This window comes from uncultured Merdimonas sp., from assembly GCF_963929015.1.
In the GTDB taxonomy this organism is placed as follows: Bacteria; Bacillota; Clostridia; order Lachnospirales; family Lachnospiraceae; genus Merdimonas.
On sequence record NZ_CAWVHE010000015.1, the window covers coordinates 1 to 11,709 of the forward strand.

Sequence of the window (11,709 nt, forward strand, 5' to 3'; positions counted from 1 at the left end):
TGAGATTTTCTTCCAACTTTGTAATATATTAGCACAGAAACTTAGCATATGTCAAATACAATCAGACGGAAAGCGGGCGGTTTTCTAACCTTTTTTTAAACTTTTGCATGAAGAGAAACTATGTGAAGAATCATTAATGGTCATAATTCTGGTCATAATAACCCCATATAATTAAGGCTATTAGATTTTTGACGGAAAGGAAAAGTGATTATGGGAAGACATGGTGAAAATATCCGAAAAAGAAAAGATGGGAGGTGGGAGGCACGCCTTTTGTATGATCACGACGAGCAGGGAAAAGCCCGCTATCTTTATTTTTACGGGAAAACGTATCAGGAAGTCAAAAACAAACGGATAAAAGCTCAAACAGACCGGGAATCCGTGAAAGTATCGAAGAATAAACACGGCGAAAACGTCCGTTTTGAGGAGGTGATGGATTCCTGGCTGCATTACGTCAGCACAAGGGTCAAAGAATCGACGTATTCCCAGTATTCGTATCTGTGTGAAGCTCATCTTCGCCCGGGCCTTGGAGATATCAATGTCAGTGCACTGAATTCTGCAGTGATTGAACAGTTTACCCAGAAGAAACTGAAACGCAGTCAAACCGGCGGCCTTTCACCGAAGACGGTGACAGATCTTTTGTCTGTACTAAAGCTGATTCTGAAATACGGGGAAAACAATGGCATAGAAGGAATGGCCTCAATTCCAATCAAAAGTCCCAGAAACAGTATACCCAGGATTAAGATCCTGACACGAACGGAACAGGAAAGACTGGAGTATGTGATTTTGAATCATCCGGAGCCAGCCTATCTGGGAATTCTCATTTCTCTGTATGCAGGGATCAGAATCGGTGAAATGTGCGCGCTCCGGTGGGGAGATATCAATTTTGAGGAAGGCATCCTGGAAGTGCGCAACACAGTGATCCGTGTAAGAAATTTTTCGGAGGAATCACCGGCAAAAACAAAAGTAATTCTCAACGAGCCAAAGTCAGACTGTTCCAGAAGGCAGATTCCCCTCCCGGCTTTTGCCTTATCTTATCTGCGAACCTTTCAGAAGCAGAATTCCTGTTTTATTCTCACCGGAAAAGAAACTTTTATGGAGCCTCGCTGCTATCTGAACCGATACAAAGCGATTCTGAAAGCACACGGTTTTGAACCCTTCAATTATCATGTGCTGCGGCATACGTTTGCAACCCGCTGTATTGAGAGCGGATTCGACATTAAATCTCTGAGTGAAATCCTGGGACACGCCAGTGTAAACACCACGCTTCAACGGTATGTCCATCCTTCCATGGAACTGAAAAAATCTCAGATGGAGAAGCTCGGAAAAATTTCTGTTCTTGGTCAGACAAATGGTCAGCCTTCTCCCGCTGTCGATGAAATAAAAGCTTAAACAGAAATCTCCTATAGTTATTTACTTTAAGAAATTTACCGCCCATTCTATAAACAAAAATCCCGCAGAGCAGTTTTCTGCTTTGCGGGATTTTTTGAAATTATCCCAAAAAAAACACTTTTCATTGCTTTTTGTATCTATTCAATGTCTTCAGAAATATCAGCCTTCCCCTTTCCATTCACACAAATATGTCTTATAGGCTCTTCGCTCCTTTATTTTAAAAAAGTTCCTCTTTTTGGTCTTTTCACGCAAAGTTCATTTACGATTCTTTCCTTCCACTTTTACATGTATTCTGCAGAACCCGACAGACTCCGACGAATTTCAGACCGGATACTGTTCTGAAATCCCGGAGATCTTTTGCCTTGATACCCTGGCCCTGGTATCTGCTCAATCAGTCATACAGCACCCGATTCATCAAATCATACGGAATCCTGCAGGACGCTGCCCTAACCCCAAATCTCAATTCGCTGAGCTCGTTTATATATGATACACGAAATTTAGCGAAAAAAAAACAGCAGAATTCCCCGGAAAAAGCGGTAGAAATTTCTTAAAGTCAAAACCCCGGCCGTTTGCCGGGAGCCTTTCCTTTTCTGATAAGGCTCCCGACAAACGGCCGGGGATCAACTTTCTGCGTCAACCTCAATCATCAGATCACCAATATCATCCGCTTTAAATACCCATATGTCTCGCTGCCTGTTTTCCCGATTGGTTCAGTTATCTGTCGAACGCTGTACCAGTTTCTTCCATCTCTCATCATCCTGTAAAAAACTATACCTTTCTTCCTCCCGGAAACATCTCAACAGATTTTCTCTCATTTCTGTGGTAAACTCTTTGTTGACCTCTTTGAATTCCATATGTTCATAAAGGGGAGAATATCTGAAACTTCCGATTTCTTCCATGCTGGAAAGCATTTCTTCTGCTGCAGCGATCACTTTATCCGCATCTTTCTCCATTGTTGCAATTGTCAGCTCGCCGAAAATCTCATAATATTTCCCCATCTCAAAACATTTTGCAATCTCTTTTTGCTTATCCACCAGCATACGCGCTCTTTCTTGATCTGCATCCTGCACCGCAAGCAGATACATCCCCTGCAGTTCCATACTGCTTCGCTGATAATCCGAGAACAAAAGTTCTTCGTACGCTTTATACGCTTCCTTTATCCGGCCGGTCTCTGCATAGATCTGTGCCTGTTTTTGTTTTCTTCGCGGATTCTGAATGGAAAAGTACTCCAGATACTTTTCTGCCATATCATATTTCTTTTTGCGTATATAGAGATTCACCAACGCATCTGCAGCGCTGACCCGTACAGCCTCATCCGCACTGTCTACAATACGGGTATACAGGGAACAAAAATAATCCTCATATCCTGCCTCTTCCGGAATCTCCTGCATAATACACTGTGCATCAAAGAGAATCGCAAGATTCAGAATCAGCAGCTCACAGTTCGGATATTCTTCCAATGTTTTCTTTGCCCATTGAAACGCATCCTCAAAAGATTCCTCTTTTAATTTCTTCTCCGCTTCATAAAGAATCCCTGTGATCTCTTCCATTGTCAGTTCTTCTCTGAATGACAGCAATGTGTCCAATGAAATCCCTAACAGTCTGGCAATCGGCGCCAAGAGCAGAATATCCGGATAAGAATTTTCATTCTCCCACTTATTTACTGCCGGAGCCGTCACTCCCAGTCTCTCTGCCATTTTTTCCTGCGTCATATTTCTGATTTTTCTGTATTTTCTGATCACTTTTCCCAAGGACATAGGAACATCTCCTTCACTTTGATTTGCATAGGCCTTTGCTGCTTTACTCCATCTTATCAGACATGAGTAATATCCACAACTGAACTTCCGTTAAGTAATCCTCAAAAAAATTAACCAGTGCTCATGTTTTCTTCCATGCGCATTATTTTATCTGCTCTTTACCTGATTGATCCGGGAGTTTTAACATTGATTATTCATAAGTGTTCGGTCAGCAGAACGGTTACACCATCCATTGAACATCAAATTCCCACTCCGCCTTATTGTCTCGAACATTTTTCCGCATCGATTGCCAGTACAAACATCAGCACATACAGTGCATCTTCCGGATTTACAATGTCCAGAACATATGTATCTGTCATATGGAACAGTTCCTTAGATATGACTGCCACCACTTTCCCGACGTGATCCGTAATAGAATAATCCCATTCTGTCCAGCTCCCTTCAATATTCCACCCGTTAAATTCAATATGGTAGCGTGGTTTCAGAAAGGTCAGTTCCTTACAGATAGATCCGATCATCCGATCCCTTTCATATATCTCAAACTTCGGAAGAAACGTAAGCACACGTTCCTTCACCATTCCCAGTTCCCGGCCACAGGGATCAAAAATCTTAAGGCAATGTCCCCATGCCAACTGTCCTTTGACCGTATAAACCGTATTTTCATGCTCATCATAAATATCGTAACTGTCCAGCCAGGAAAATAATCTCTGTTTAAATAATAACTTCATATGTCCGTCCTCTCTGATGCATTTCCGCATCCACTTCTCGTGACTTCCGTATCTGTCTCTTTTATCATAAAAAAACAATTGAACGGTGAATGGCATTTCTCGCTTTTTTCTGTCTCTTCAGACGCCTTTTCGATTTTCTCCGGTATCTTTGCTCCATCCGGTCATTGTAAATCGCTTCACAATGGGCCAGATGCCCACAGGCACTATGCATTCACATGATCTGTGCAGCGAATGCACAGACCTGGCTGAACTGTAACCATTATCAACATTATATAGCCGTCCACAGCATTTTCCAAATCAGCCGTAGAGACATATTCTCCAAGGACTACCATTGTATTGGGATCTTGCCGCAGAACATTGAGAAAACTCTTTTGAATATGCGAAAATTTACCGGCCAATTCTACTTCACGATTTAATCTCAGCCAGATTCCGTCGAATCACTGAAACAGAGTCTGCTAACTTGCCGTTCAGGTTAACTTCTTTGGGAGTGATCTGCTTTAATGTGGCAATCATTACGGACGAGCTTATATGATTCAAAATCTCTGTATCAGCAAGTTGAAACTGCTCCGGGACAGGATCATGCTCCCACTTGTTATTTTAGAAACACCAGTTTTCCATCATGGCTACCGATGTACACAACAGCGTGTTTGTTATTCTCGTTCATTCGAAAGCCAAGCATGGCGGTTTTCTGCTTCTTCAAATAGTCTGCAACTTGTTCCGCAGGCAGTTCTATTTCACACATCTCAAAACCTTGTGGGATAAGAAAGAGATTGAACCACTCTGCATTCTGAAGCATGGGGCCTGCCAGATATGTCCCATTCTCATAGGAAAACAGGTACGGCAGTTTCATTCCCATTGCGATGGATCTGTCATCGGTATCCACACCATACTGTTCCAGCATATTGGCAACGCCTGCATAGGCGCAGGAAGAATTAAAGGTCATATATTTCATTGGACGATTTTCCCCCTTTTGCAATCACAAATTTACACTCAACGCCTTTATTCTATGGGCTGAATGGAAATCAATCCACATGTCAAGTTCGCCATTCCAAAATTTAAACCATAAGAGAATTTCCTCTGAGTATAATCAGTTTATGCATAATTTATCCTTTCAGATTTTTCAGCGCAGACGGATTATTCTTCAGGACTGCCCCAACTGTGGGACATCTCTCTAAATCTGAACAGTCACCGCAAGTGGCAACACCCTTCTTCGATGCACATTGGCGAATGCCGCACATACGATCGCAAAACACAGTTTTAACTCCTTCAGCCCGACAGCCCTGACAGTTAATATGCTCAGGAAGAATCGGTGCATTATTTAATTCTGCCCATAACTTCGCCGTTTTTCTGCGCAGCTCATGGTCGTCATTGATGGTTGCCAGATATGCATCGCATTTCTCACAATCCAGCCCACAGTATGCAATCATTTTATTCATGCTCATGTACCTCCGTAACTTCTAATTTTATCCTCCCATTCCTCTGCTGAATGATCCGATTGGGGAAGCTCAATTCCTTCTTCCGGTACAGCTTCTGCCCATACCCTCTTTGGATCTACTGCATTTGCAACCGCAGTTTCTTCCGATTAACCACTTCGCTCAGCTCCCTGCCAATCGCTGCCGGCCGTTTTTCCAAAACCGGCGCACTTTCCCGCTGCTGCAAGCACATTCCTTTGTAATAGTTTTATCATACCACATGCCGGCCGGACTGGGGAAGTATTGAAAATTTTGATATGTTCATCCGGAAAATCAAAGATGATGAAGAGCATGTGGCAAAGCTCGCCATCCAGCAGTTTGGCAGTATTGAAAAATACACTGAAGAGATGAAACATAATCTGGAACATTTCTCTGAGGTAATGGAAGACTGGTATTCACAGATACCGGAAGAAATGCGGACAGAGGATAAATTTGTAAAGCTTATATAAATTATAGTGTATGGATGGCCGAAAAAAAGGACCCTGCACTGTCTTTTCAAAGGCAGTACAAAGTCCTTTCCCTTCTTTTTTCTCTTATGCCAGTCCCTTTTCCTCTAACCAGTTATCCAGAGTCCTTTTTCCTCTTTTCATCTTAAGGGTTCGGATCTGGAACTCCAGAATGGTCAGCAGGGTAAAGACGATCCACAAAACGGTCAGGAATATTACGGCTTCCTGAATACTTTCTCCTCCTGATATGGTACTTCGGAAGGCTTCCACCGTATAAGTGAACGGTACCCAGTCATGAAGATAAGGGACAAAGCTTCCGGACAGTTCCAGGGGGTAGGTTCCCACAGAACCTGCCAGCTGGATCACCATAAATACCAGCATCAGGAAACTTCCCACTTTGCCAAAAGTATTGGTAAAGAAATACATCACAGACATAAAAGCCACCGAAGCCAGACAGGCCACCGCCAGGGTTTTCCCCATTTCCACCGGCTCAAAACCGTCACACAGATGAAGCATAAAGATCATCACCGCTGCCTGGAGCAGGGCAATCAGATACAGTACCGATGCCTTGCTTCCCCACCAGGCCAGACCGGATTTCAGCTTTCCGCTGTACTTTGTCAGCGGATACATAAGACTAAAGGCAATACAGCCTACCCAAAGTGCCACAGACATCATATAGGGGGCCATGGCATGGCCGTTATTTTCTACCCTGGTGATCTGTGTTTCTTTTGTTTCCACAGGAGCTGCAAACATATCCGCCGTATCTTCTCCTTTATTCGTATCCCGGATCTGTTTTGCCCCCTCTGCCAGACTGTCTTTTAAAGTCCTAGTTCCTTCCGCCAGCTGTTCAATCCCGGATCCAAGAGTTTTACTTCCATCATGAAGCTGGGAAGCTCCGCTGCTGATCTGGGAGGCTCCGTCCTCCAGCTGTACCGCTCCTCCAAGAAGAGCCTGATTGTTTGCAGTAAGCTGGCCGGTTCCCTGGGACAACTTGCTGGTTCCGGCTACCAAGGTATCCATACCCGCCGAAAGAGTTCCTGCTCCCTGAGAAAGGGTCTGGGCTCCTGTCTTCAGACTTCCAGTTCCCTGTTTCAGATCCTTTGCTCCCTGGGACAGCTGTTCCACTCCCTGGGAAAGAGCCGGAAGCTGTCCCTGCATTTCCTGTACTCCTTTATCCAGATCAGAACTCCCCTGTACCAGACGGCCAAATCCCTCATCCAGCTGCCCGGCTCCCTGTACCAGTGCTTCCGTTCCCTGTGTCTTCAGTGCTCCGGCTCCATCCTTTGCACTCTGGATTCCGCCGGCAAGTGCAGGTGCCGCCTCAGTCAGCTGTTCTACTCCCCGGTTCACTTCTCCACTTCCCTGGGTAAGACGGTCAGCACCTTCCCTCAGCTGAGACAGACTGTCTCCAACCTGTGTGCCGATTCCGCTCTTCAGCTGCTCCATGCCGCTGTCCACTCCTGCCAGATACTGTTCTCCGGCTGTTTCTGTCTGAGCAGACAACTGTCCCAGACCTTCTGATAATGCCTGAAGACCCTTTACCACACTGCTCAGGTCTGTAGAATTTTCCCCTGCCAAACCGGCCCCGGTCATATCCCGGGCCTGCCGGGCTGCCTCTGCCATGGTCTGCTGATCCTGAGACAGGGCGGCACTGCTGTTCCCAAGAGCCTGAGAAGCTTCCTGGAGACGGCTTCCCGCCTCATTGGCTGCATCGGCGTTTTGCTGTGCAGCTGCCACTGCCTCCCAGGCAACGGATGCCACTGCATCTATATCTCCTGAATCAATTGCCTGCTGCAAGGAATCACTTAAATAAGAGGCGTCTGTACTTTCCACACCTCCCAGATTTTCTGCCGCAGCCTGGGCTGCCTCTGCCTGGTTTCCGGCTTCCTGGGCATTCCTCTCTAAAGTATCGCCCAGCTGGTCCCCACTTCCTGTTTCCTGGGACATGCTCTCCGTTCCCTGAATCCCCGCAAGGAGCTGATCGGCACTGGATTTTAACTGGTCCGCGCCCTCTTTCACAGAGTCAAAAACCTGTTTTCCTCCATCCTGCAGCTGTCCGTTTACCTGATCAATACTGGCAGAAATGCCGGGGACTGCCTGTTCTTCCAGAAGCTTCATTCCCTGGGAAAGCTGAGCTGCCCCTTCATAAACCTCATTTGTACCTTCCTGAAGTTTCTGTGTCTGCCCGGGAAGCTGGGATGCTGCACTGTTCAGCTGATCCAGTCCTTCCTGTAAAGATGCAAGACCCCTGTCTGTCTGTTCAGCTCCTGCCTTCAGACTTTTGCTTCCCTCTCCCGCTGTCTTGACACCTGCGGCAAGCTGGGAAGCCCCCTGGGATAATGCCCGGACTCCCTGAGAAAGTCCCGGGATCTTTCCTTCTAACTGTCCCATGCCCTCTTCCAGGGACTGGGCTCCTGCATCCAGGCTTTCACTTCCGCCGGCAAGTTCTTTTGCCCCGCTGTCCAGGGTTTTCGTCCCCTTGTTCAGTTCACTGGCCCCATCCTGAAGTTCACGTGCTCCCTTGTCTGCGGCTGTTACTCCATCTGTATAAGTCTTTAGTCCCTCTTCTAGGGTCTGACTGCCATCTCTGAATACCAGAGTACTATCTGCCAGAACCTGTAAATTCTCTTCGATCTGTTCATTTCCTGAGGCAAGTGCCCGGGTTCCCTCCTGGAGCTTCCCGGAACCATCTGCCGCTTCCTCCATTCCGTCCCCGGCCTTACCGATCTGTTCAAAAACCGCTTCTGCATAGGTGCGGGTAACTTCTTCCCGGACAGAACTCTGGATTTTCTCCATAGCTGTCTCGCTCATCTTAGAAGCAATGTAATTGGTACCCGGGTTTGTTTCATAAGAAAGTTCCATTTTTTCAGGTTTTTCCCGGGTAAGGGTGGCTGCATTGGCTGAAAAATCCTCCGGTATGGTAATGACCATATAATAACTTCCGTCTTTCAGCCCCTGCCGGGCCCTTTCCTTATCTGTAAAAGAAAAATTCAGAGAACTGTCCTCTTTCAGATTCTCCACCATTTCTTTTCCTATGTTTAATGTTTCTCCCTCATATTCTACCGGTTTATCCTCATTCACCACAGCCACGGGCAATTTGTCCATATTGCCATAAGGGTCCCACATGGATCCCAGAAAAAGGGTGGTATAAATGGTAGGAATTGCAATAATCGCAACAATAACTACCAACATGAGTTTATTACTCAGTAGCTTTTTCCACTCTAGTTTCAGCATTCTCCTGTCTCCTTTCTGTCTGTGCAACTAGTTATAGTTTAATAGATACTATGTTGATTATTTACACATACTGCATTATACTAGGGTTATAAATACCTTACAACCGACAATAATCCTTCGTTGCGTCTATTAATAGACAAAATGTCTATCTAGTGTCTATGGTTTATAATTTTTTTATATTTTCGAAAGGAGAAATCTATGAAAGAAAAAACTGACCGGAGAATCCGCAAAACAAAAGCCCAGCTTCGAGCCGGGCTTGCAAAACTTATGCAGGAAAAAAGTATTAAAGAAATTACTGTAAAAGAACTGGTAGAGGAAGTGGATATCAACCGTTCTACTTTCTATCTCCATTATACGGATATTTTCAATATGCTTTCCACCATTGAAGAAGAACTGCTGGAAGAGATCCGCCAGACCATTCAGAATCATCCGGTCAGTCCCTTTAACGAATCCAGCTTTCCTTTTATTGAGGATATTTTTCATATCCTGGCAGAAAACAAAGATATCTGCAACGCCTTGCTGGGGCCAAACGGGGATATCGCGTTTATCCATCGCATTGAAAATCTGATTTCCACCCACAGTCTTAACGTACTGCGCCGAACTTTTCCGGACACTATTGAAGACCTGAAATATTCCTATTCTTTCTGTCTTTCCGGCTGCATCGGTCTGGTGAAAACCTGGCTAACATCCGATACCGATGAAACGCCTCAATATATGGCCCAGCTCACCTTCCGGCTGATCATGAACGCCCTCCGTCATATGTATCCTGATAACACGCCCTCACAGACACCTCTGTCAGGTTCCAAAAGCCCTCTGCCGGAATAGATCCGGCAGACACTTCTTCAGGATCTGTGTCTGACCGGGATTTTTATTGCTTTTCCAGAGCTTTCTGATACTCTTCCTTCAGTTCTTTGATTTTTTCCTCCTTTTCCCTGTCATAAAGCTGATTGTCCTCTTCAATAACTCTCCTTTCTCCCTTGTCGGGTAGTAATCAGCGCCGGATACGGCGCATAAGCTTTGTTACTTTCGTCGAAAGTAACGCAAAAAGCACTTTTGACAGCCGTTCCGTCCATCAAAAGCTGCCTTTGCGCCCTGCCGGGGGTGCAAGACGTCCGGTGGACGTCTGCTCTGCACCGACCGAAGCGGAGCGTAGACCTTTCCCGTCCTATGGACGGGGCTGCAGTTCCCGCCGCTTGCATCCGAAGTCATCGCCTTTCGGATCGCAGAGACTACATTCGCCACAGTATTTTCCGCCCGTTTTACAAGCCAGATTAGCGTCTGCATTTCTGCCTCGCTCAACTCCACATTCCCGAAAACCTCATTGAGCATGGCAATTCTCCCAGCTTCATTTTAATAGAATAATTCCGTTTCGTTCCGGCTTTTCCTGTCCGGCTGAATGATCATCTAATATCACCCTTTCTCTTGTCTGTAATAGACAGGCGCATGCCACGGCTTTCTGACTTCTTGACGATTACATTCTGTTCAACCGCCCCATCTGCCAATATCTCAAGCAGTAATTCTTTTGCCTCCTTTATTTTCTTTCCCCGGCAGTTGCCGCTAAGCAAATCGTCAGCGCTGATGTCATATTCCCCGATCCATTCAAATCCACTATCCTTGTCCAATTTATTGATGCGTATAGTATGGGATCGAAAATCCAGATCTGCAGGTGTTAAGGCCAAAAGCTCCCCCATTCTCAATCCACACCAATAGAAAATTTCAAATGCGTAAAAGGATATGGGCTTATCTGCAACCGCCTCAATGAACTGTGTATACTCTTCTTTTGTCCAGAAAAGCATTTCCTTTGATTTTTCTTTTCCCATTGATCCCGCCTTACGTGCAACATTACTTTTCAAATCATAAAAGTTAACCGCATGATTCAAAATCGCACTCATTTGATTGTGGATTGTCTTAAGATATACCTGCGAATATCCCTTTCCATTGGCATCTCGATGATTCATGATCATGTTTTGCCACTGACGGATATCTGCCGTCTTGATCTCCTGTAGTTTTCTGTCCGTAAAATACGGGAGAATCTTCTTATCGACAATGTGCTTTTTAGTCAGCCAGGTATTATATTTAATCCTGGGTTTAATATCGTTCAGATAAATATTTACAAAATCTCCGAATGTCATATCCAGACTTCTATTTTCCTTTAATTTGAACGCTCTCTCCCAGTCTTGCGCATCACATTTGCGCTTAAATCCTCTCTTTGTCTTTTGCTTTCTGACACCTGTCCAATCCTTATAATAAGTGCGAACTTCATAAGTATTGGTCTTTTTGTTTTTAATAACTGCCATTCATTTTCACCTTCTTTCTTGAACTCTCACATTATTTTGTTTCGCTCATACCATAAACACGTTCTTCAAAATATTTACGGCTAATTTTACCCTTAACAACCACAAATCCCTGTTTTTCCAGTTCATCATTTAGCTTGCGTACCAGACGATAAGCAAAGGAATCAGATACTTCTAATTCCCGGGCAACTTCTTTTGCTGAGATAAATAATTTGCTCGCCATATTTTCTTCCTCCTTTCCCTTTTTATAAATTCTATCAGTTCATTTCTGAACGGTACGCTTGTATCATAACATTTCATTTTCGAAATGTCAACAGAATAATTTCAATATTGAACGGTTTATTTTTATATTTCATTTTTGAACTGTTCATGCTATAATTCATTAGGAA

The 11,709-nt window shown here is 44.8% G+C and carries 10 protein-coding genes and 1 pseudogene; 3 read left to right on the top strand and 8 right to left on the bottom strand.

Annotated elements, in window-relative coordinates; all coding sequences use genetic code 11:
• The first annotated feature begins 210 nt into the window (after nucleotides 1–210).
• Nucleotides 211–1,389 (top strand): tyrosine-type recombinase/integrase, encoded by a 1,179-nt coding sequence (locus tag ABGT54_RS10475; protein ID WP_346664048.1) that lies wholly within the window; start codon nucleotides 211–213, stop codon nucleotides 1,387–1,389.
• Nucleotides 1,390–2,099: 710 nt separating this feature from the next.
• On the opposite strand, the gene ABGT54_RS10480 is transcribed toward ABGT54_RS10475, so the two are convergent.
• The 4 genes from ABGT54_RS10480 to ABGT54_RS10495 form a co-directional block, all read right to left on the bottom strand.
• A complete protein-coding gene (locus ABGT54_RS10480) occupies nucleotides 2,100–3,146 on the bottom strand; it encodes a helix-turn-helix transcriptional regulator (protein WP_346664049.1) in 1,047 nt (348 codons plus the stop codon).
• 257 nt (nucleotides 3,147–3,403) lie between these two features.
• Complete coding sequence (locus ABGT54_RS10485) at nucleotides 3,404–3,874, bottom strand: LURP-one-related family protein (protein ID WP_346664050.1); 471 nt, start codon at nucleotides 3,872–3,874, stop codon at nucleotides 3,404–3,406.
• Nucleotides 3,875–4,466: 592 nt separating this feature from the next.
• On the bottom strand, nucleotides 4,467–4,826 hold the full coding sequence (locus tag ABGT54_RS10490; protein WP_346664051.1) for a hypothetical protein: 360 nt from the start codon (nucleotides 4,824–4,826) through the stop codon (nucleotides 4,467–4,469).
• Between the two features lie 151 nt (nucleotides 4,827–4,977).
• On the bottom strand, nucleotides 4,978–5,310 hold the full coding sequence (locus ABGT54_RS10495) for a DUF3795 domain-containing protein (RefSeq protein ID WP_346664052.1): 333 nt from the start codon (nucleotides 5,308–5,310) through the stop codon (nucleotides 4,978–4,980).
• A 269-nt stretch (nucleotides 5,311–5,579) separates the two neighbouring features.
• Here ABGT54_RS10495 and ABGT54_RS10500 point away from each other — a divergent pair.
• A pseudogene (locus ABGT54_RS10500) lies at nucleotides 5,580–5,762 on the top strand (MerR family transcriptional regulator); the annotation flags it as partial.
• Nucleotides 5,763–5,879: 117 nt separating this feature from the next.
• Here the strand turns inward: ABGT54_RS10500 and ABGT54_RS10505 are convergent.
• Nucleotides 5,880–9,026: a YhgE/Pip domain-containing protein gene (locus tag ABGT54_RS10505; RefSeq protein WP_346664053.1), complete on the bottom strand. Its 3,147-nt coding sequence runs from the start codon at nucleotides 9,024–9,026 to the stop codon at nucleotides 5,880–5,882.
• A 198-nt stretch (nucleotides 9,027–9,224) separates the two neighbouring features.
• On the opposite strand from ABGT54_RS10505, the gene ABGT54_RS10510 reads away from it, so the two are divergent.
• Nucleotides 9,225–9,851 (top strand): TetR-like C-terminal domain-containing protein, encoded by a 627-nt coding sequence (locus ABGT54_RS10510; RefSeq protein WP_087156614.1) that lies wholly within the window; start codon nucleotides 9,225–9,227, stop codon nucleotides 9,849–9,851.
• A gap of 195 nt (nucleotides 9,852–10,046) precedes the next feature.
• Here ABGT54_RS10510 and ABGT54_RS10515 read toward each other — a convergent pair whose 3' ends face one another.
• The 3 genes from ABGT54_RS10515 to ABGT54_RS10525 all read right to left on the bottom strand — a co-directional run bounded on the left by ABGT54_RS10515 (nucleotide 10,047) and on the right by ABGT54_RS10525 (nucleotide 11,543).
• Nucleotides 10,047–10,355, bottom strand: coding sequence for a hypothetical protein (locus ABGT54_RS10515; RefSeq protein WP_346664054.1), 309 nt, complete (start codon nucleotides 10,353–10,355; stop codon nucleotides 10,047–10,049).
• Nucleotides 10,356–10,426: 71 nt separating this feature from the next.
• Nucleotides 10,427–11,323: a site-specific integrase gene (locus ABGT54_RS10520; protein WP_346664055.1), complete on the bottom strand. Its 897-nt coding sequence runs from the start codon at nucleotides 11,321–11,323 to the stop codon at nucleotides 10,427–10,429.
• A 31-nt stretch (nucleotides 11,324–11,354) separates the two neighbouring features.
• Entirely contained in the window at nucleotides 11,355–11,543 is a 189-nt protein-coding gene (locus ABGT54_RS10525) for a hypothetical protein (protein WP_024720800.1), read from the bottom strand.
• Between the last annotated feature and the right edge of the window lie 166 nt (nucleotides 11,544–11,709).